This is a genomic window from Micrococcus lylae NBRC 15355 (assembly GCF_001570885.1).
Taxonomy (GTDB): Bacteria; Actinomycetota; Actinomycetes; order Actinomycetales; family Micrococcaceae; genus Micrococcus; species Micrococcus lylae.
Genome location: NZ_BCSN01000007.1, coordinates 25,089 through 46,094, shown reverse-complemented (window position 1 = coordinate 46,094; position 21,006 = coordinate 25,089). Strand labels below are relative to the sequence as shown.

The following is a 21,006-nucleotide window of genomic DNA, read 5'->3' as shown; positions in this document are numbered from 1 at the left end:
CCGCCGCCTCTGACCCGGCTCAGTACAGCAGGTGGGCCATGCCCACGATCACCGGCAGGCAGATCACGGTGCGCAGCAGGAAGATCGAGACCAGGTGGTGGAAGCGGACGGGGATGGCCGAGCCCAGCAGCAGGCCACCGACCTCGGACATGTAGATCAGCTGGGACACGGACAGGGCGCCGATGACGAACCGGGTCATCTCCGCGGTGACGTCCGAGACGATGACCGCCGGCAGGAGCATGTCCGCGAAGCCGATGAACAGGGCCTGCGAGGCCGCCTCGGCCTCCGGGACGCCCATGAGCTCCAACACCGGGATGAACGGGGCGCCGAGCCAGGTGAACAGCGGGGTGTGCTCGGCGACCAGCACGGCGGCGGTGCCGATGGCCATGATCACCGGCAGGATGCCCAGCCACATCTCCAGCACGTTCGAGGCACCGGTGCGGGCGACCTCCCGCACCCCCACCTCGTCCGCGCGGCGGCGGGCGGCGTGCCAGGCACGGGACAGCAGCGGGCGCGGGTCGGAGGCGGCGGTGTCGTCCTCGTTCTCGACCTGCGGGGCGCCGGGGAAGCGCTCGTCCGGGAACAGGGACAGCGGAGGGATGCGGGGCATGATGACGGCGGCCACCAGGCCGGCCACCACGATCGTCAGGTAGAACGGGCCGAACATGTGCTGCAGGGACAGCTGGCCGACGATCACGATGGTGAAGGTCACCGAGACCACGTTGAAGGTGGTGCCCAGCACGGCGGCCTCACGGCGGGTGAAGTGGCCGGCCTGGTACTGCTGGCCGGTCATCAGCACGCCGATGGAGCCGTCGCCGAGCCAGGCGGCCAGGGAGGAGACCGAGGCGCGGCCCGGCACCGTGAACAGCGGGCGCATGACCTTGCGCATCAGTGCGCCGGCGAACTCGAGCAGGCCGAAGTCCAGCAGCAGCGGCAGCAGCAGGCCGGCGATGAGGAACACGGTGACCATCAGGGTCACCAGATCCATGATCAGCCCGCCGGTGTCCTCGCCCACGAGCGCCTCCGGCCCGATCCGCAGGGCGGTCATGACCCCGAGCACGAGGCCCACCACGCGGACGACGGTCCACACGGGGCCGACGTCGAACAGGGACCTCACCACGGGCCGGGCGCTCAGGTCCGGCTTCGTCAGCGCGACCACCAGGACGCCGAGCACGGAGACGGCCATCACGGCCACCGCGATCCACGGCAGCGCCGGGGCCAGCACGTCCTGCAGAGCGCCGGCGATCAGCGCGATCGGGATGGACACCCCGTCCTCGCCGGCCGGCAGCGGCACCACGAACAGGGCCAGGCCGATCAGGGACGGGACGAGGAACCAGGCCGCCGAGCGGCGGTGGGACCCGACGGCCGACGCGGCCGCGGTGCGGGTCTCGGTCATGGAGTGCTCTCCCCTCGTCATCGGGGCCGTTCCCCGCTCAGACACCCGGCCCACGGTATCCACCGTGAGTTGACCCACAAAATCACCGGGGCAGGGTCCGCCTGCCGCCCGGCCGAAGGCGAGGGAGCCGCCGTCGGGAGCGCGAGGGACCCGGTCGGCGCCGTCCCGTCCCACACGAACATCTCCCCCAGGCGTTACGGTGACCGCATGACCTCCTCCGCCGCCACCGAGCCCGCCCACGACGACGGCCGCTTCCATCGGCAGCTGCGGCCCACCGGGCCGCTGGGCATCGCCGCCACGTTCATCGGCACCACGATCGGCGCCGGCTACGCCTCCGGCCAGGAGATCCTGCAGTACTTCGTGAGCTTCGGCCTGCTCGGCGGCATGGGGGCGCTGGCGATCGCCGGCGCGCTGTTCTTCGCCCTGTCCCTGATCATCCTGTTGCTGGCCCAGCGCCTGCGCTCGGCCGCCATCCACGACCTGGTGAACCCCACCGGCTCGGCCGTGCCGACCGTCTTCACGGACGTGACCATCACGGTGTCTCTGGTGGGCACGCTGGTGATCATGCTCGCCGGCGCCGGCGCCGCCCTGGACGGGGCGCTCGGCTGGCCGCCGCTCGTCGGAGCGGGGGCCATGGCCGTCGCCTGCGTGCTCTCCGTGCTGGCCGGCATCTCCGGCCTGGTCCGCGTTCAGGCGGTGGTGGTGCCGCTGATCATCGTGGTGGCCGTGGGTGTGGCCGTCTGGGGCATGGCGAACCCGGGGGCGGCCGTGGCCGAGGACGTGGCCGACCTGGTCAACTCCTCTCCCATGATCAACCAGTGGTGGGTCTCCGGCGTCCTCTACGTGGCCTTCAACTTCCAGCTCGCCTACGCCGTGCTGGCCCCGGTCGGCCGCGTCTCCTCCTCACGCCCGGCCACCCTTGCCGCCGGCGCCGGCCTGGGCGCGCTGGGGCTGGTGGTGATGGCCGGTGCCATCATGCTCGCGATGACGGCGCATGCCACGCTGATCGGACGCACCGACCTGCCCATGGTGGAGCTGGCCGGGCAGATCGCACCGTGGCTCGCGCTGGTGTACACGGCCGTGCTGCTGCTCGCGCAGTTCACCACAGCTCTGTCCTGCCTCTTCGGTGCGACGACCCGGCTGTCCCTGGTGGGCGGACTGCGCCGCGTGCCGCGATGGCTGCTGGCCACGGTCACCGCAGCGGTGTCCGTGGTGCTGTCCCTGGTCGGCTTCTCCGACCTCATCGGGTGGGTCTACCCGGCGCTGGGCTACGCCGGCATGGTGATCATCGTGCTGATCCTCGCGCGCTGGGCCATGGCCCGGAAGGACGCGGCGGACGTAGCCTGAACCCATGAGCACCCCTGCAGCCCGCGGCGCGAACATCGACGCCCTCGTCAAGGCCACCTCCATCGCGTGGGAGGACTGGACCGCCCGGCTGGACGCCGCCGGCGGGAAGGAGCTGGACCACCGCGGACTGGCGGAGCACGCCCTCGCCGCCATCCGGGAGCAGGGCGGCTGCTCCAACCCGGAGTGGTGGGCACAGGGGATCGCCGTGGCCTACGAGCAGCACATCGGACGCCGGCTGCCCGGCCAGCGCAAGGACGGCACCTTCGACGCCAACGTCTCCCGCACCGTGGCCGGCACGATGGACGAGGCGCTGGACCGCGTCGTCGAGGTCGTCCCGGCGGCGCTGACCGAGGACGGCGCCGCCTGGACGCTGGAGGGCGAACCGCGCACCTCCGCCACCGAGAAGTGGCGCTACTGGCGCGCGGACTTCACCGACGGGACCTCCGTGGCCGTGACGATCAACGACAAGAAGGTCGCCGAGGGCGCCGCGCCCAAGGCCGCTGTGGCCCTCGGCCACGCCAGGCTCCCGTCCTCGGAGGCCGTCACCGAGGCCAAGGCCTTCTGGAAGGGCGTCCTCGGGCGGCTCTGAGCAGGTGCCCCGCACGGGCGGCTCTGCCGGCCCGGCCGGGGCCGCCACGCTCCGAGGGGCCGGGCGGCACCGATGTGCCGTTCGTCCTCTCCTGCACAGGGCGCCCGCTCCCCCACACTCGCGGGGCCCGGCGCCGGCCCTCCTCGGCGGCGCCCTACGGTGGTGCCATGGACTGCGTGATCGGCGACGACGGCCTCGCCCGCCCACCCTGGGCGACGGCGGACGAGATGCTCCGCGAGTACTACGACACCGAATGGGGCCTGCCCGTCACGGACGAGGCCGGCCTCTACGAGCGCCTGAGCCTGGAGGCGTTCCAGTCCGGGCTGAGCTGGCGCACCGTGCTGGCCAAGCGCCCGGCCTTCCGTGAGGCCTTCGCCAGCTTCGACCCGGAGGCCGTGGCCGCGTTCGGCCCGGAGCGGGTCCGGGCCCTGCTCGCCGATCCGGGGATCATCCGGAACCGGCTGAAGGTCGCCGCGGCGATCGCCAACGCGCAGGCCACGCTGGCGATCCGGGACGAGGAGTTCGCCCCGCTGCATCCGGGCTCTCCCGGGGCGGGACACGGCTGGGACGGGGCGGGCAACCGTCCGCACCGTGGCCTGCCCGGACTGGTCTGGGCCCACCAGCCCGCGCAGACGCCCGCCCCGGCACGCATGGACGAGGTGCCCTCGACCTCGGCGGAATCGCGCGCCCTGGCGAAGGCCCTGAAGCGGCACGGGTTCCGGTTCGTCGGACCCACCACCTGCTTCGCCCTCATGGAGGCGGTGGGCGTGGTGGACACCCACCTGCTCGGCTCCTGGCGAAGGGGAACGTCGGGCATCTGGACCGACTGACCGCCCGGACGATTGGATGGAGGGGAACGACGTTCCCGACTATCGACAGCGAAGGAGTCACCGACGTGACCGCACCCTCCACCGCCGACCGCGGCTACCGCACCCAGAACCCCGCCACCGGTGAGCTGGTCCGCGAGTACCCGACCGCCACCGACGCCGAGGTGGCCCAGGCCCTCGACGCCGCCCAGGCCGCCTTCGAACAGTGGTCCTCCCGGCCGCTGTCCGAGCGCGCCGCGATCGTCAAGCGCGCCTCCGAGCTGCTCGCCGAGCGTGCCAAGGACATCGCCGCCGTCGTGACCAAGGAGATGGGCAAACGCCTCGGCGAGGCCATCGGCGAGGTCCGTTTCTCCGCCCAGATCTTCGGCTACTACGCCGACAATGCGGCGACGCTGCTGGCGCACCAGGAGATCACCGACTTCGACGGCGGCACCGCGTACATCGAGAAGCTTCCGCTCGGTCCGATCCTCGGCATCATGCCGTGGAACTACCCGATCTACCAGGTCGCCCGCTTCGCCGCCCCGAACCTCGTGCTCGGCAACACCGTGCTGCTCAAGCACGCCGAGATCACCCCGGAGTGTGCCCAGCTGCTGCAGGATCTGCTGGACGAGGCGGGCCTGCCGGCCGGCGTGTACCAGAACCTCTTCGCCTCGCATGACCAGGTGTCCACGATCATCGCGGACCCGCGCGTGCAGGGCGTCTCCCTCACCGGCTCCGAGCGCGCCGGCGCGGCCGTGGCCGAACAGGCCGGCCGCCACCTGAAGAAGTGCGTGCTCGAGCTCGGCGGCTCCGACCCGTACATCGTGCTCTCCGCCGCGGACGCCCGCGAGGCGGCCCGCGAGGCGCTGCAGCGCCGCATGGGCAACTGGGGCCAGGCCTGCAACTCCAACAAGCGCATGATCGTCATGGAGGACCTCTACGAGGACTTCGTGGACGAGCTCGTCACCCAGGTCAAGGCCCTCAGGCCGGGCGACCCGACCGGCCGCGAGACCGACATCTACGGCCCGCTGTCCTCCGAGGCCGCGGCCTACGGCCTCGCGAAGCAGATCGCCGACGCCCGCGCCGGCGGCGCCACCGTCCACGTGGGCGGCGAGCGCGTCGAGGGCCCGGCCGGCGGCGGCTTCTACCTCTCCCCGGCTGTCATCACCGATGTGGACGAGGACAACGCCGCCTACCGCGACGAGCTCTTCGGCCCGGCCTGCGTGGTCTACAAGGTCTCCTCCGCGGACGAGGCCGTGGACCTGGCCAACGACTCCGCCTTCGGCCTCGGCTCCGCCGTGTACTCCACGGACACCGAGCAGGCGAAGCAGGTCGCCTCCCGCCTGCACGTCGGCATGGCCAACGTGAACATGGACGCCGCCATGGGCGCCCAGATGCCGTTCGGCGGCGTGAAGCGCTCCGGTTTCGGCCGCGAGCTCGGCCCGCTCGGCATCGACGAGTTCGCCAACAAGCGTCTCTACGCCGTGAAGGGCTGACGCCGCGGACAGACGAAGGGCCCCGCCGGATCGGAATCCGGCGGGGCCCTTCGTGTGCGTCAGGCGATCAGACGGTCGGAGCGGCGCTGGAGCCGCCCTCGGCCGTGGTGGCCTTCAGGTCGGCGGCAGTCACCTCGTTGCCGGCGACGATGTCGATGGCGCCGGTGAACTCGCGGTTGATCTCCTCGTTCACCTGGCGGGAGCGCTGGGTGAACAGGGACACCACCACACCGAGGATCAGAGCGGTCAGGAAGCCGGGGACGATCTCGTAGAGGCCGAACCACTCCCAGGTCTTCTCATCGGCCTTGGACCAGAACCAGGCGACGGCGGCACCGGAGACCACGGCGGCCATGGCGCCCCAGGAGGTGAACTTCTCCCAGTACAGCGCCAGGAGGATCACCGGGCCGAAGGCGGCGCCGAAGCCGGCCCAGGCGAAGGACACGAGCTCGAGCACGGAGGCCTCCGGGTTCAGGGCCAGGATGCCGGCGATCACGGCGACGATCAGCACGCCGATGCGGCCGAGCCACAGGCCGGTGTTCGGGGACGGGTCCTTGCCGGCCACCTTGTAGAGGTCCTCCACCAGGGCGGAGGAGCACACGATCAGCTGCGAGGAGATCGTGGACATGATGGCGGCCAGGACGGCGGCCAACACCAGGCCGGCGACGAACGGGTGGAACAGGATCGCGGCCAGGACCAGGAACACGGTCTCCGTGTCATCCAGGGTGGTGCCGGGGTTGGCCTGGAAGTAGGCGATGCCCACCAGCGCCACCATCACGGCACCGAAGACGGACAGGGCCATCCAGCTGACGCCGACGCGACGGCCGGTGGTGGCATCCTGCGGGGTGCGCAGCGCCATGAAGCGGACGATGATGTGCGGCTGTCCGAAGTAGCCCAGGCCCCAGGCCACGGAGGACAGGACGCCGATCAGGGTGGCGTTCTTGAACAGGGACAGGTGGTCGACCATCACGCCCTCGGCGTTGGGCTGGGCGTCCACGGCGCGGATGCCCTCGACCACGGCGTTCCAGCCGCCCATGTCCACGATCACGAAGATCGGCACCAGGAGCAGGGAGACGAACATCAGCAGGCCCTGGGCGACGTCGGTCAGGGAGGCGCCGAGGAAGCCGCCGAACAGGGTGTAGAGCACGGTGATGCCGGCGACCACGAGCATGCCGGTGAGGTAGTTGATCTCCAGGCCCTCGGCATAGAAGGAGTTCGGGCCGAAGGTGGACTCCACGAACTTGCCACCGGCCACCATGCCGGAGGAGACGTAGAAGGTGAAGAACACGAGGATGATCAGGCCGGAGACGATCCGCAGGATGTGAGTGCGGTCCTTGAAGCGGTTCTCCAGGAAGGACGGGATGGTGATCGAGTCGCCGGACACCTCCGTGTAGGAGCGCAGTCGCGGGGCGACGACCTTCCAGTTCACCCAGGCGCCGACGGTGAGGCCGATGGCCATCCAGCCTTCAACGAGACCGGAGGCGTAGATCGCACCCGGCAGGCCCATCAGCAGCCAGCCGGACATGTCCGAGGCACCGGCGGAGAGCGCCGCGACGGACGGCTTCATGTTGCGCCCGGCGAGCATGTAGTCGTCAAGGTCGGTGTTCTGGCGAGCCGCGTACAGGCCGATGAAGATCATCGCCGTGAAATACAGCAGAATCGCCGCTATCAGGAAGACGGTGTTCAAGTCCATGATTCCACCGTTGCACAATCAGCCACTCATCCCCAATGGAACCCCAGGTCAGAGCGAGATTCAGGGAGTATGGAGACTGGTCACAGCAGGGGTTTGTGAGATGGAACACAGTCGGCTGCCTTCGAGGCTGCCACGTAGACTGTGCGACGTCATGACGCACCCCACCACTTCTTCCCCCGCCGTCGGCGCGCGCCCGGTCACCTTCCCCGAGCACCTCCCGGTCGCGGCCCGGCGGGAGGAGATCATGGAGGCGATCGCCGAGCACCAGGTGGTGATCGTCGCCGGCGAGACCGGCTCCGGCAAGACCACCCAGCTGCCCAAGATGTGCCTGGCCCTCGGCCTGGACGAGCACGGGACGATCGGCCACACCCAGCCGCGCCGCATCGCGGCCCGCTCCGTGGCCGAGCGCATCGCCGAGGAGCTGCAGGAGCCCATTGGCCAGACCGTCGGCTACCAGGTCCGCTTCACCTCGGCCACCTCCGCGGACACCCGCGTGAAGGTCATGACGGACGGCATCCTGCTCGCCGAGATCCCCCACGACCCACTGCTGCAGCGGTACTCCGTGATCATCATCGACGAGGCCCACGAGCGCAGCCTGAACATCGACTTCCTGCTCGGCTACCTCAAGCAGATCCTGCCGCAGCGCCCGGACCTGAAGCTCATCGTCACCTCCGCGACCATCGACCCCGAGTCCTTCGCCCGCCACTTCGGCCGTCCCGCCACGGAGCAGGACGATCCGGATCAGACCGTCGAGGTCCAGGAGGGGGCCGTCGTCGTGCCCGCCCCGGTGATCGAGGTCTCCGGACGCACCTACCCGGTTCAGATCCGCTATCGGCCGCTGGCGGCCGAGCCCTCCCCGGACGACGAGTACGACGACGCGGACGACGCCGCCGAGACCCGGGACCCCGTGGACGCGATCGGCGACGCCGTGCTGGAGCTGGCCGACGAGCCGGACGGGGACATCCTGGTGTTCCTTCCCGGCGAGCGCGAGATCCGCGACGCCGCCGACGCCCTCCAGTCCGTGGTGGCCCGGCACGCCACGCTCGCCGGCACCGAGATCCTGCCGCTCTACGGCCGCCTGTCCATGGCCGAGCAGCACCGTGTGTTCTCCCGGGCGGGCAAGGGCGTGCGGCGCCGGATCGTGCTGGCCACCAACGTGGCGGAGACGTCCCTGACCGTGCCGGGCATCAAGTACGTCATCGACACCGGCACCGCCCGCATCTCCCGGTACTCGAACCGCACGAAGGTCCAGCGTCTGCCGATCGAGCGCGTCTCCCAGGCCTCTGCGAACCAGCGTTCGGGACGTTCCGGCCGCACCTCGGACGGCATCGCGATCCGCCTGTACTCGGAGGAGGACTTCCTCTCCCGCCCCGAGTTCACAGACCCGGAGATCCTGCGCACCTCCCTGGCCTCGGTGATCCTGCAGATGCTCTCGCTCGGGGTGGCCACCACCCCCGGCGAGGTGCGGGACTTCCCGTTCCTGCAGTCCCCGGACGGACGGCAGGTCTCCGACGGCGCCACCGCCCTCACCGAACTCGGTGCCCTGAACACCGGTCAGCCGGTCACCCTGAGGAACGGGCGGACCCGCGCCTTCCCGGCCGGGACCATCACCCCGCTCGGCCGCCGCCTGGCCCGCCTGCCCGTGGACCCGCGCCTGGGCCGCATGATCCTGGAGGCCGGCGAGCGCGGCTGCGTCCGCGAGGTCATGGTGGTGACCGCCTTCCTCACCCTCCAGGACCCGCGCGAGCGCCCCGCCGAGAAGCGAGAGCAGGCGGACGAGCTGCACGGCCGCTTCGCGGACGCGCACTCGGACTTCACGGCGATCCTCAACCTCTGGGCCTATCTGCGTGAGCAGCAGAAGGAGCTCTCCGGCAACGCGTTCCGCCGCCTGTGCCGCACCGAGCACATCAACTACCTGCGCGTGCGCGAGTGGCAGGACCTGGTCCAACAGCTGCGCCAGCTCGCCCAGCAGGTGGGCGTGTCCGTGCAGGCCGGCCCCGTGGACCCGGTGGGCCAGCACGAACCCGTGCACAAGGCGCTGCTGTCCGGGCTGCTCTCCCAGATCGGCTCCTACGACGAGCGGCGCCGGGAGTACGCCGGACCGCGCGGCACCCGGTTCGCCGTGTTCCCCGGCTCCGCCCTGTTCAAGAAACGCCACCCGCTGGTGATGGCCGCCGAGCTGGTGGAGACCTCCCGGCTCTGGGCCCGCACCGTGGCGCGGATCGAGCCGGAGTGGGCAGAGGAGGTCGGCGCCGGGCTGGTCAAGCGCAGCTACTCCGAGCCGCACTGGTCCCGCCGCCAGGGCTCCGTGGTGGCGCAGGAGAAGGTCACGCTGCTCGGGGTGACGCTGGTGCAGGACCGCATGGTGCGCTTCGGCCGGATCGACCCGGTGCTGTCCCGCGAGCTGTTCCTCCGCCGCGCCCTGGTGGAGGGCGACTGGAAGACCCGTCACCACTTCTTCGCCCGCAACCGGAAGGCCCTGGCCGAGGTGGACGAGCTCGAGGCCCGCCTGCGCCGCCGGGACCTGCGCGTCTCGGACGAGGACCTCTTCGCCTTCTACGACGAGCGCGTGCCCGCGAACGTGGTCTCCGAGCGGCACTTCGACACCTGGTGGAAGAAGCAGCGCCACAAGACCCCGGACCTGCTGGACTTCGACCCCGCCCAGCTGATGACCACCGCGGCCGAGGAACTGGACCAGGACGCATTCCCCACCACCTTCATGCACCCGCTGCCCGGCGGGGACGCGCTAGAACTGGACCTGGACTACACCTTCGACCCCACCGGAGCCTCCGGCACCGACGGCATCACGGTCACCCTGGACGTGCTGGTGCTGAACCAGATGGACCCGGAGCGCTTCGCCTGGCTCGTGCCCGGCCTGCGAGCCGAGCTCATCACCGCCCTGATCAAGGCGCTGCCCAAGGCCACCCGCAAGCACCTGGTCCCGGCCCCGGACGTGGCCCGCGAGCTCGCCGCCGCCCTGGAGTCCGACGCGGACCCGCGCACCGAGTCCCTGCCGGAGGCGCTGTCCACGGCGGTGAGACGGCTGCGCGGGCAGATCGTGGAGCCCGGCGCCTGGCGCCTGGACGCCGTGCCGGACCACCTGCGCATGGACTACCGGATCGTGGACCACCGCGGCGCCGTGGTGGGCGCCGGTCAGGACCTGGCCGACCTGCAGACCCGCCTGGCCACGGCCAACCGCTCGGCCATCGCCGCACGCCTGTCCGGCAAGGACACCGCCGCCCCCACGCCCGGAGCCGGTCAGAGCAAGGGCCGGCGGGGACGGGGCACGGCGGGCCCAGGCACCCGGGAGGGGGCCGTCGTCGGGAAGGACGGGCGCGATGCCCAGGGCTCGGCGGCCGCCTTCCAGGAGCTGCACGGGCTGACGTCCTGGTCGTTCGGGACGCTCGAGCGGAAGGTGTCCACCGCTTCGGCCCCGGGCGGGCCGCGGATCACCGGCTATCCCACGCTCGTGCCGGAGCCGGGCCCGAGGGGTTCCCCGGCCGCCGGGCTGACGGTGGCGCGTTCCCGGGAGGATCAGGCCGTCTGGCACCGTGCCGGCGTGATCCAGCTGTTGCTGGCCACCCTGCCCTCACCGCAGCGCTACGTGATGGACCACCTGGACAACCGGGAGAAGCTGACCTTCACCCAGAACCCCCACGGCTCCGTGGACTCGCTTGTGGCGGACTGCACGACGGCGGCGGTGGACCGGCTCGTCGGGGACGAGCTGCCCTTCTCCGAGGCCGAGTTCCGGGCCCTGTTCGACCGCGTCCGCGCCGAGCTGATCGACACGGTCTTCGCGGTGACATCCCTGGTGGAGCGGGTGCTCTCCGGGGCCGCGGCGGTGCGCCGCCGTCTCAAGGGGTCCGTGTCCCTGGCGATGGCCCCGGCCCTGTCCGACGTGAAGGCGCACCTGGACCAGCTCGTCTTCGACGGCTTCGTGGCCGCCACCGGCTGGCAGCAGCTGCAGCACCTGCCCCGGTACATCGCCGGCATCGAGGCGCGGCTGGCCAAGCTGGACGCCGGCGGCCACCTGCAGCGCGACGGCCAGCACATGGCGATCGTCCAGGGACTCGAGGACGACTTCGACGCCGCCGTGGAGGCGCACCGGAGCCGATACCCGGACACCCCACTGCCGGCGGATCTGGACGCGGTGCGCTGGCTGCTCGAGGAGCTGCGGGTGTCCTTCTTCGCCCAGGAGCTCAACACCGCCGTGTCCGTGTCCGAGAAGCGCGTGCGCCAGGCGCTGAACCGGGCGAAGGGTGCCTGAGGCGCAGGCCGGTAGACGTGCACCTCGCCAGAGCCCCTGGCCGAGGCACGGCGCGTCACTTCGTCGGCCCTCCCCGTCTGATGCCCCCTCGTGAGGGCATCCGCCAGCGCGTGAAATTCCAAGATCCGAGGCATGTCGCGGTCTCCTCTGTGTCGGAGTCTCCTGTCTTCTTTTTCGCAATCCATGAGCACTGAGATATTGTGTGACTCACCCCACACACTCAGTGCCTACCTTTTACCCAGGAGATTTCCATGAAGACGTGGATCACCCGCACGGGTGCTGCACTGGCAGCAGGCGCACTGCCGGCAGTCTCCGCTGCCACACAAGCTCAAGCACTGACCAAGAGCGGCACCCACACCTGCGACGCTGGCGGCGGGCACGTCGGCTTGCGCGCGGAGCAGCAGCTTCTCGGCCACACCATGCACTTCAACGTCGGAGGAAAAACCCACAAGGTATCCCAGCGTTATTCGTACGGGTTCAACTCCGGACTGCGCATGACGCAGAACTGGACGGCCAGTTCTGAGTCCCTTCTGCTTTCCGGCACCTACGGCTACTGCTACTACCCCTACTGAAGGCACCATGCGGCGTTACCAATGGACCGCCATAGCGCGCTGGCAGGAACGCTCAGCGTCACGGCGTGCGCTGGCTCTGGGAGTCCCCCCGCCCAATCCGACGCCCCGACCCAGGCAGGGCTCGAGTCCTCCTGGGACCCCTCGAGTTGGGCCCCTACCGAGAAGATCGAGCCACGGGTGACGGACGAGGCGGAGCGAGAGCAGTGGTACCAGGAGAAGATCGCCGCTGATGCCCGCGCCCTCGGCCTCGACGACGTCCCCAACGTCGATCGTCGCGGCTGGGCGACGTCCACGACAGACCACGAGAAGTGGGTCGCCGACTGCATGACGGACCGCGGCGTCCCGACCACCTACGGTCCAGCCCGCGGCGGTATCCAGTACGACACTCCGCCGGAGTCACAGAAACAGGCCGTGGCGCTGGTCGAGTGGACATGCTCGTCGATGTACCCGATCGATCCCACTCTCCTACAGGACTGGACGGACGCACAGCTGCGCCTCGTCTACGACTACTGGGAGCAGTACGAGATCCCGTGCCTCGAGGCCCGTGGCTTCACCGTGGACACCTCCGCACGTCCCTCGAAGGAGTCCTTCGTGGCGAAGTTCCACACCCAGGAACGGCACCGGTGGTGGCCCGTGCAGGACACCCTGGTCGGCCTCGACGACGCCCGCTACGCAGACGTCATCGAAGCCTGCCCCGAGTTCCCCTCGGACGCCGTCCTCTATGGATATGACGGATGAACCGCACCAAGATCCTTCGCTGGGCCGCTGGCATTCTCGTCCTCGCCCTCGTGGGCATCGCGGCCTTCTGGGCCGGTCGGACCACTCTGGCTCCGGCGGACAGCACGGTGCAGCGGCCGTCCAGTGACAGCACCGTCACGGTCGAGGAGCATGAGCTCGGACGCGAGATCACCGTAGGCACGGCAGTCAAGCGAGAACAGACGCCCGCTGCCACCAATCTGCTGGACGGGGTGGTCACCCAGGCCTCAACCTCCGGCGAGTTCGCCGCAGGCGACGTGCTCTACGCGGTCGCTCAACGTCCCGTCGTCCTCGTCACAGGCACCATGCCCATGTGGCGCCCCCTCACTGAAGGTGCCGCCGGGGACGACGTCACGGCGTTCCAGGAGATGCTCGCGGCAGATCAGCGCGGCCTGAAGGTCTCCGGAACCTGGGACGCGGCCACCGCACAGGCCTGGAAGGCCTGGTTGGCCGACCGGGGATATCCGGAAGCGGACACGGTCGAACTGGGTCAGCTCGTCATGGTGGAGGAGTCGCCCATCTCACTGGCGATCGACACGCAGTCCGGCTCCGTGGGAACACAGCTCACCGGCGGGGAGACGGTCGTCTCCATGCCAAGCAGCGATCCCGCGTTCGTGATCGAAGCATCGTCCCAGGAGCAGGCCGCCCTGATCCCCGCAGGAACCCTCGTGACCGTCCCCTACGGTGAGCACACCTGGAAGGCCATCGCCGGTGAGGCGTCCCAAGCAGACGACGGCCCCGTCGAGATCCCGCTGACCTCCCCCGACGGCGGGGCCGTCTGCGCCGACCGATGCGCTGACCTGCCGGCGGAAAAGAGCACCAGTCTCCTGTCCCAGGTGAGCGTGGTCCCGCCCCAGTCCGGCCCAGTGGTCCCCGTCTCCGCCCTGCGTGCACAACCGGACGGACGCACCGTGGTGACCGTCGTCGAGGACGGCGTGGACGAGGAACGGGAGGTCACCGTGAAGACCTCCGCCGATGGTCTGGCCGTGGTTGAGGGCGTCGAGACAGGCGAACGGGTCCGAGTGCTGAACGAGGCGCCATGAGCGCCCCGTCAGCGGGTGTGTCCGTCGAGGACCTGCGCTTCGCCTACCGGCGCGGGGCCGAGGAGATCTTCGACGGTCTCACCTACTCCTTCACTCCCGGTGCGGTCACGGCCCTGACCGGGCCGTCCGGCAGAGGGAAGTCGACGCTGCTCTACGTGCTCGCACTGATGCTGACGCCGACCACCGGCAGAGTGCGACTGGGAGAGACCGACGCCTCGTCCCTTCCCGATCGGGACCGGTCAGGGATCCGGGCCGGCACGATCGGCTTCGTGTTCCAGGACTCCGAACTGGATCCGTCACGCTCGATCGTCGACTCCGTCATGGAGCCGGGGGTCTACGCCGGCCTGGAGAAGGGAGCATTGGAGGACCGGGCCCGGAGCCTGCTGGCCAGGTTCGGACTCGAGCACCGGGCCGACCACCGGCCGGGTGAGATCTCCGGTGGGCAGGCACAGCGCGTGGCCGTGTGCCGTGCCCTGGTCAATGAGCCTGCCGTCATCCTTGCCGACGAGCCCACCGGGAATCTCGATCCGGACAACGCAGCACTCGTGCTGGACGCCTTGGCCGAGGCTGCGGCCGAGGGGCGGACGGTGATCGTCGCCACCCACGACCCCCAGGTGGTGTCCCGCGCCGACGAGGTGGTGAGGCTGTGAGGATCGCTGTCCTGCTGCGAGAGGCCCTGGCGTCTGCCCGCAGCGCCCTCGTCCCCTCCCTCCTGGTCCTGCTCGTCGTCGGTGCCATGTGCCTGGCCTGCGTGCTGACCGTCGGCCGTCAGGCCGCCACGGAACAAGCCATCGCCGAGGAGCTGTCCGGACCCGCGGCCCGCGTGCTGACCCTGACCGACAACGGCTCCTCCGCTCTGACAGACGCCACGGTCCAGACGCTCACCGGCCTGGACACCGCCGCCAGTGTCATCGCCCAGCAGATCCCCGTGGACACCGTCAACGGCGCCCTCGGTGAGGGCAGCACACCCATCCCCCTCAGCGGCGTCACGGGCACCGTGAACACCAGCATCGAGCTGACACGGGGACGCATGCCCGCCGCGGGAGAAGTCGTGTTGCCCGAGGCGAAGCTGGCAGAGTTCGGCTTCGCCGAGCCGTCCGGCTTCCTGGAGGCATCCGACGGACGGCAGTGGGCCGTCGTCGGGGCCTTCACGGCTGAAGAGCCGTTCAGCGACCTCACCGACTATGCGCTGGCGGCTCCCACCGGTGCTGATCACGTCTCGTTCCAGACCATCCGCGTCCTGGCAGCAGACGTGTCCAGCGTGAGAGCCATGCAGACGGCCGTGCTGGCCGTGGTCGACCCCGCCGAGAACGACGTCCGCGTCCAGACGGCGAGCGCGCTCTCTGAACAGAACAGGGCCGTCACCGGCCAGCTGGCCGGGCTGGGACGCTCCCTGCTGGTGCTGATCCTCGGCGCGGGCGCGTTCTTCGTGGCCATCGTCGTGCTCTCGGACGTGCTCATCCGCCGCCGGGACCTGGGACGGCGCCGTACCCTCGGCATCACCCGTGCGGACCTCGTCGGCCTGGTCGCAGCCCGGACGGGTGTGCCCGCTGCCCTGGGTGCCGTCCTCGGCTCGGGCACCGGTTATGTGGTCCTCACCGTCCAGGGCAACAGCCTTGGAGTGGACTTCGTGGGCGCCGTCGCCGTCCTCGCTGCCCTGACCGCGGTGGCGGCGAGCCTGCCCCCGGCGACTTTCGCCGCTTTCCGGGACCCGGTCAGGGTCATGCGCACCGCGAGAGGGCCGAGGCCCCTGGAGCGAGGCTCAGGTCTGGGGGACGCGCTCGCCGTGGCCGGCGTCGCGCAAGGCGGCACGGATCTTCTCCGCGGCCTCGTCCAGGTCCGCCTGGTCCGGGTTCTGGTCCTTCCGGTCCAGGTCGAAGTCCCGCAGCGAGTTGGAGGGCCACACGTGCACGTGCAGGTGCGGGACCTCATAGCCGGCCACCATGAGGCCGGCGCGGGCGGCTCCGAAGGCCTCCACCTGCGCCTTGCCGATGGTGTGGGCCACGCCCATCACATGCGCCACCGTCTCCGGGTCTGCGTCCGTCCAGCGGTCGACCTCGTCGACGGGGACCACGAGGACGTGTCCGGGCTGCAGCGGCGCGACGTCCAGGAAGGCGACGCAGGTCTCGTCCCTCCACACGAAGCGGCCGGGGATCTCTCCGTTGATGATGCGGGTGAAGATCGTGGCGGACATGAGGTGTCTCCTTCGACGTCGTCGGGTGTCTCGATCTGTGCGGTCATGCTCCGGGGCCGGCGTGCTCCGTCCGGTCCGTCAGCGGCTCCGAGGTGCGAGGCTGCCGACGGCAGAGCCGTCAGGCACGGAACCGGCAGGCTCCGGGCCGGTGGCCACGGGTCGGTGCGGGTCGTTGCACCAAGCAGACCACGAGCCGGGGAACAGCGCCACCCCGTGCAGGCCGGCGGCCGCCATGGCCATCACCTGGTGCGCGGCCGTCACCCCGGACCCGCAGTACACGGCCACCGGGGCGTCCTCGTCCACCCCGGCGGTGACGGCGGCGAAGCGCTCGGCGAGGTCCTCCTGGGGAAGGAGGCGGCCGTCGTCGTCCAGGTTGCCGGTGGTCGGCAGGTTCACGGCGCGAGGGATGTGCCCGGCCGCCGGGTCCAGCGGCTCGGTCTCGCCGCGATACCGTTCCGGCGCGCGGGCGTCCAGCAGCAGGCCCGCCTCGGCGATCGCCTCGGCGCCGTCCGCATCCACCACCGGCATGCGACCCCAGGAGGCGCAGGCGGAGCCGGGGGCCGGGATGACCTCGCCGGCCTGCAGGGCCAGGCCCGCCTCCCGCCAGGCGGCCAGGCCGCCGTCGAGCACCAGGCAGGAGCGGATGCCGGCATGGCGCAGCAGCCACCATGCGCGGGCGGCGGAGGTGCCGCCGCAGTCGTCGTAGACCACCACGGTGTCACCGTCGTCCACACCCCAGCGCTGCACGGTCTCGGCGAAGTCGGCCGGCGTCGGCAGCGGGTGGCGGCCGTCCTGCGGGCTGCCGTGGCCGGCCAGGTCACCGTCCATGGAGACGTACACGGCTCCGGGGAGGTGGCCGCGCAGGTAGGCGGCGTGGTCCGCGCCCCCGGCCGCAACGGACCAGCGCACGTCCAGCAGCACGACGCCCCGGCCACCCTCCGGGCCGTCCCCGGAGGCGAAGGCGGGAGAGGCCGCACGCGCCGGAGGGGTGCCGCCCGGGATCTCGTGGCCCAGCCACGCCGCCAACGTCTCCACGCTCACGAGCAGGGGCGGGCCCGCCGGGTCTGCGGGGGCGGCCGACTCGACGACGGTGTGCGATCTGCTCTGGCTGTCCACGGCTCCCACTCTAGTCCCGGTCTCCGGTCCACGGCAGGGCCTGTGCACAACCCCGGCACCCTCGGATTGCTAGGCTGACAGGCAGGGATCGGCGCCGTCCACCTGTTGTGTCCGGCGCAGCCGTCGGTCCCCCGATGCACCGATGTGAGCCTGTAGGAGGCAGACACCGTGACCACCACCGGCCCCCAGGGCACCGCGCCCCGCGGACGCACCACCCGACAGAAGGTGGCCGTGGACCGCGCTCTGGGGGAACTTGACGACTTCGTCTCCGCCCAGGAGCTGCACCAGCACCTCAAGGACTCCGGGGACCGCGTCTCCTTGGCCACCGTGTACCGCACCCTCCAGCAGCAGCTGGACGAGGGCCGCGTGGACGTGCTGCGCCGCGAGGACGGCGAGTCCGTCTACCGCCGTTGCGTCGCCGACGAGCACCACCACCACCTGGTCTGCCGCCGCTGCTGGAAGACCGTGGAGATCACCGCCCCGGACGTGGAGGAGTGGGCACAGCGGGTCGCCCAGGACCACGGGTACACCGAGCCGTCCCACACCCTGGAGGTCACCGGTCTCTGTGCGGAGTGCTCCGCCTCCTGACGGTGCGTCGGCTGTAGGGGCTTCGGTTGTAGGGGCTTCGGCCCGTCTTCCCCTGCAGAGCGGGGCGTAAGCCTGGCGCGTACTGGTGAGGACACACCCTCTCGCGCGTACTGGTGAGGACACACCGTCTCGCGCGTACTGGTGAGGACACACCGTCTCAGGCCCCTCCACGGCGGACGATGAGGGCGTGTCCTCACCAGTTGGCGACGACCGACGGGACCAGTTCGCGACGACGGACGGGGTGCCGGGCGTTCAGTCCGGCGTGCAGCCACTCCTACGGGCCGTTCAGTCCTACGGGCCGTTCAGTCCTGCGGGCGTTCAGACTCCACCGGCTCGTCCCAGAACGCACCCTGCGGGGCGTGGAGCGTGCCGATGCCGTAGACGGCCTCCAGGTTGGCGCGGGTCAAGACCCCCCGGGGCGGGCCGGAGGCCACCACGCGGCCGTTCATCAACACCACGTGCTCGGCGGCGAAGGCCTCGTCCAGGTCATGGGTGGTGAACACCACGGACACGCCGCGGGTGGGCTCCTCATGGATCAGCTCGTCGATGGTCTGGGCGGAGACCAGGTCCAGGCCGGTGAGCGGCTCGTCCAGCATGAGCACGTCGTGCTCCTGGGCCAGGCCCTGAGCGACGTAGACGCGCTGGCGCTGCCCGCCGGAGAGCTCGGAGAGGTGGCGGCGGGCCAGGTCCGTGATCTTCATCCGCTCCATGGCCTCGTCCACGCGACGGCGGTCCTGACGCGTCAGGCGGCCGAACCAACCGGTGCCGGCGTAGGTGCCCATGGTGACCACGTCCTGCACCGTGAGCGGGGTGCCCGGCGGCACCTGCACGGACTGCATCACGAAGGACACCTTCCGCGCATGCTCCTCGGCGGACTGGCCGTGCACGGTGACGGTGCCCTGCGTGGGCTTGAGCACCCCGGCCAGGGCCTGCAGCAGGGTGGACTTGCCGGAGCCGTTGGGGCCGATCACGGCCACCACTCCCCCGGCCGGAAGCGAGAAGTCCGAGGCGCGCACGGCCAGATGCTCGCCGTGGCGCAGCTCCACGCCGTGGCCGCAGGCCAGCTCGTCGGCGGGTCCGGGCAGGCGGTGGGCGCCGCCGGTCGGGTGCGTGTGGGCGTGCGCGGCGCTCATGCGGTGGGCTCCTTCACGGTCGGTTCGACGGCGGGCGTCAGCACTGCGTCCCCGGCCACGCGGCGTCCGGCGCGGCGGCCCCGGCCCCGGCCGCGGCGCAGCACGGCCTGCACGGTCAGCACCACGAAGAACAGGACGATCGGCACCAGGGCCATGGTGGCCGAGGCCGCGGTGTTCCAGTGGAAGGACAGGATCAGGCCGAGGGTGACGGAGAAGGCGCCCAGGACCATGGCGGTGAACATCATCGCCGGGACGGTGCGGGTGACCAGGGCGGCGGTGGCCGGGGGACCGACCAGCAGGCCGAACACCAGCACAGTGCCCACGGCCTGGAACGAGCCGATCACAGCCGCACCGATCATCACGAGCAGCAGCACGTGGGTCAGCTGCGGGCACATGCCCAGGGACCGGGCCTTGGCCTCGGAGAAGCTCAGGGTCAGCAGCGGGCGGTAGAGCAGCAGGGCCAGCAGCACCACGGCCGCGGCGATGCCGCCCTGGATCCACAGGTGCTCGACGCTCACACCCAGGGCGTCTCCGAACAGGATCGACGTCAGAGACCCGGTGTAGGAGTCGGACATCGAGATGATGACCACGCCGAGCGCCATCATGCCCACGAACAGCAGGCCGATGGCCGTGTCCTCCTTGAGCGTGGTGGCCCGGTGCACCAGAGAGATGCCGGCGAGCATCACCACGGCGGCCACGGCCGCACCGACGTAGACGTTGCCGCCGAGCAGCACGGCGGTCGCGATGCCGGGCATCACGCCGTGCACGAAGGCGTCGCCGAAGAAGCTCATGCCGCGCAGCACCAGCCAGGTGCCCACCACGGAGCACATGACGGCCGCGATCAGCCCGCCCATCAGGGCCCGTTGCTGGAAGCCGAGCTCGAAGGGCGCGGTCAGCCATTCCATGTGCGGTCTCCTCTCTGGAGCGTGGAGGCGGTCCCGGCCGGGGCCTGTCCCCCCGCGCGGGTCACTCGCCGAGCTCGTCGGCGAGCTTATGGGCGTTGTAGACCATGGCCTTCTCGTAGGTGTCGGCCTCCGAGCCCTTCGGACCGATGCCGCCCTCGTAGAGCTCGACCACCGGGATGCCGTCGCTGTCCTGGGACAGGGAGGTCACCTCGGCCATTGGAGTGCCCACCGAGGTCAGCAGCGCCGAGGCGCCGTTGTCGCGCAGGATCTCGGTCAGCTCGGCCAGGGCCTGCGAGGAGGGCTTGCCGTCGGTGGAGCCGCCGGGGACGACCACGCCGGTGACCTCGAAGTCGTAGGCCTCGGCGAAGTAGCCGTAGGCATCGTGGTCCGTCATGAGGGTCCGCTTGTCCTCCGGGATGCTCGCGAGTATCTCGCGGACCTTCTCGTCGGTCTTCACCAGCTCGTCGTGGACCTGGGCTCCGCATTCGGCGTACTTCTCGTCCCCGGTCTTCTCCTGCAGGGTCTGGCCCATGAAGGTCGCGGCCTTCGCCATGCGGGCGGCGTCCAGCCAGAAGTGCGGGTCCTCCGAGCCGTGGTCGTGCCCGTCGTGGTCGCCGTGGTCGTCGTGGTCGTGGCCGGAGCCGGCGCCGAAGGGGATCGGGTCGACCTCCGGGGCCACCTCCACGATCTCGGCGCCGTCGGCCTCCGCGTTGCGCAGGGCCGAGCCCATGCCGCCCTCCAGGCCCAGGCCGTTGGTGAACACCAGGCCGGACCGGGCCATCTCGGCCACCTGCTGGGAGGAGGCGGCGAAGTCGTGCGGGTCGTCGCCCGGCCCCATCACGGACAGGCCCTGGGCGCCGTTGCACTGCGCGATCTGGTCCAGCACGGAGCCCAGCTGGGTGGTGGTCGCCACCGCCACGGTCTCCCTCTCGCCGCTGTCCTCGGCGCCCGGGCCCGTCTCATCGGAGCCGCCGCAGGCGGTCAGCGCCAGAGCGGAGGCGGACAGCAGGGCCGTGAGGGCCAGGAATGGACGGGCGGAGGACACAGACATGCGTGCAGGCCTTTCCGTGACGGGGGTCCGGCGCGCCGAACACGACCGGAGGGAATG

At 70.8% G+C, this 21,006-nt stretch carries 18 protein-coding genes; 10 read left to right on the top strand and 8 right to left on the bottom strand.

Annotated features, from left to right (window positions below; genetic code table 11):
- Positions 1 to 19 precede the first annotated feature (19 nt).
- On the bottom strand, positions 20 to 1,396 hold the full coding sequence (locus MLY01S_RS02995) for a YjiH family protein (RefSeq protein WP_067189162.1): 1,377 nt from the start codon (positions 1,394 to 1,396) through the stop codon (positions 20 to 22).
- A 207-nt stretch (positions 1,397 to 1,603) separates the two neighbouring features.
- On the opposite strand from MLY01S_RS02995, the gene MLY01S_RS02990 reads away from it, so the two are divergent.
- From MLY01S_RS02990 to MLY01S_RS02975, 4 genes are all read left to right on the top strand, one after another.
- Positions 1,604 to 2,743 (top strand): YkvI family membrane protein, encoded by a 1,140-nt coding sequence (locus tag MLY01S_RS02990; RefSeq protein WP_067189161.1) that lies wholly within the window; start codon positions 1,604 to 1,606, stop codon positions 2,741 to 2,743.
- Between the two features lie 4 nt (positions 2,744 to 2,747).
- A complete protein-coding gene (locus MLY01S_RS02985; RefSeq protein ID WP_067189160.1) occupies positions 2,748 to 3,332 on the top strand; it encodes a hypothetical protein in 585 nt (194 codons plus the stop codon).
- 167 nt (positions 3,333 to 3,499) lie between these two features.
- Positions 3,500 to 4,162 (top strand): DNA-3-methyladenine glycosylase I, encoded by a 663-nt coding sequence (locus MLY01S_RS02980; protein ID WP_067189158.1) that lies wholly within the window; start codon positions 3,500 to 3,502, stop codon positions 4,160 to 4,162.
- Between the two features lie 65 nt (positions 4,163 to 4,227).
- The gene (locus MLY01S_RS02975) at positions 4,228 to 5,634 is read left to right on the top strand and encodes an NAD-dependent succinate-semialdehyde dehydrogenase (protein ID WP_067189156.1); all 1,407 of its coding nucleotides are present in this window, start codon (positions 4,228 to 4,230) and stop codon (positions 5,632 to 5,634) included.
- Positions 5,635 to 5,701: 67 nt separating this feature from the next.
- Here MLY01S_RS02975 and putP read toward each other — a convergent pair whose 3' ends face one another.
- Complete coding sequence (gene putP / locus MLY01S_RS02970) at positions 5,702 to 7,324, bottom strand: sodium/proline symporter PutP (RefSeq protein ID WP_067189154.1); 1,623 nt, start codon at positions 7,322 to 7,324, stop codon at positions 5,702 to 5,704.
- Positions 7,325 to 7,475: 151 nt separating this feature from the next.
- Between putP and hrpA the strand changes: the two genes are divergently transcribed.
- From hrpA to MLY01S_RS02945, 5 genes are all read left to right on the top strand, one after another.
- The gene (gene hrpA, locus MLY01S_RS02965; protein WP_067189152.1) at positions 7,476 to 11,591 is read left to right on the top strand and encodes an ATP-dependent RNA helicase HrpA; all 4,116 of its coding nucleotides are present in this window, start codon (positions 7,476 to 7,478) and stop codon (positions 11,589 to 11,591) included.
- Between the two features lie 251 nt (positions 11,592 to 11,842).
- Entirely contained in the window at positions 11,843 to 12,163 is a 321-nt protein-coding gene (locus MLY01S_RS02960) for a hypothetical protein (protein WP_067189150.1), read from the top strand.
- A 177-nt stretch (positions 12,164 to 12,340) separates the two neighbouring features.
- Positions 12,341 to 12,901, top strand: a complete 561-nt coding sequence (locus MLY01S_RS02955; protein ID WP_227718761.1) for a hypothetical protein — start codon at positions 12,341 to 12,343, stop codon at positions 12,899 to 12,901.
- Positions 12,898 to 13,962 (top strand): permuted SH3 domain-containing protein, encoded by a 1,065-nt coding sequence (locus tag MLY01S_RS02950; protein WP_067189148.1) that lies wholly within the window; start codon positions 12,898 to 12,900, stop codon positions 13,960 to 13,962. The genes MLY01S_RS02955 and MLY01S_RS02950 overlap by 4 nt, the downstream gene beginning before the upstream one ends.
- Entirely contained in the window at positions 13,959 to 14,612 is a 654-nt protein-coding gene (locus MLY01S_RS02945; RefSeq protein ID WP_067189146.1) for an ABC transporter ATP-binding protein, read from the top strand. Before MLY01S_RS02950 ends, MLY01S_RS02945 begins: the two co-directional genes overlap by 4 nt.
- 562 nt (positions 14,613 to 15,174) lie before the next feature.
- Here MLY01S_RS02945 and MLY01S_RS12585 read toward each other — a convergent pair.
- The 3 genes from MLY01S_RS12585 to MLY01S_RS02925 form a co-directional block, all read right to left on the bottom strand.
- A complete protein-coding gene (locus tag MLY01S_RS12585) occupies positions 15,175 to 15,423 on the bottom strand; it encodes a hypothetical protein (protein ID WP_067189141.1) in 249 nt (82 codons plus the stop codon).
- 301 nt (positions 15,424 to 15,724) lie between these two features.
- Positions 15,725 to 16,156: an HIT family protein gene (locus MLY01S_RS02930; RefSeq protein WP_067189139.1), complete on the bottom strand. Its 432-nt coding sequence runs from the start codon at positions 16,154 to 16,156 to the stop codon at positions 15,725 to 15,727.
- A 78-nt stretch (positions 16,157 to 16,234) separates the two neighbouring features.
- Positions 16,235 to 17,272: a sulfurtransferase gene (locus tag MLY01S_RS02925; RefSeq protein ID WP_174520630.1), complete on the bottom strand. Its 1,038-nt coding sequence runs from the start codon at positions 17,270 to 17,272 to the stop codon at positions 16,235 to 16,237.
- 168 nt (positions 17,273 to 17,440) lie between these two features.
- On the opposite strand from MLY01S_RS02925, the gene MLY01S_RS02920 reads away from it, so the two are divergent.
- On the top strand, positions 17,441 to 17,860 hold the full coding sequence (locus MLY01S_RS02920; protein ID WP_067189137.1) for a Fur family transcriptional regulator: 420 nt from the start codon (positions 17,441 to 17,443) through the stop codon (positions 17,858 to 17,860).
- Between the two features lie 302 nt (positions 17,861 to 18,162).
- On the opposite strand, the gene MLY01S_RS02915 is transcribed toward MLY01S_RS02920, so the two are convergent.
- The 3 genes from MLY01S_RS02915 to MLY01S_RS02905 all read right to left on the bottom strand — a co-directional run bounded on the left by MLY01S_RS02915 (position 18,163) and on the right by MLY01S_RS02905 (position 20,949).
- A complete protein-coding gene (locus tag MLY01S_RS02915) occupies positions 18,163 to 18,993 on the bottom strand; it encodes a metal ABC transporter ATP-binding protein (protein ID WP_082739570.1) in 831 nt (276 codons plus the stop codon).
- Positions 18,990 to 19,898, bottom strand: a complete 909-nt coding sequence (locus tag MLY01S_RS02910) for a metal ABC transporter permease (protein WP_082739569.1) — start codon at positions 19,896 to 19,898, stop codon at positions 18,990 to 18,992. The genes MLY01S_RS02915 and MLY01S_RS02910 overlap by 4 nt, the downstream gene beginning before the upstream one ends.
- Before the next feature lie 61 nt (positions 19,899 to 19,959).
- Positions 19,960 to 20,949 (bottom strand): metal ABC transporter substrate-binding protein, encoded by a 990-nt coding sequence (locus MLY01S_RS02905; RefSeq protein WP_067189136.1) that lies wholly within the window; start codon positions 20,947 to 20,949, stop codon positions 19,960 to 19,962.
- Positions 20,950 to 21,006: the final 57 nt, after the last annotated feature.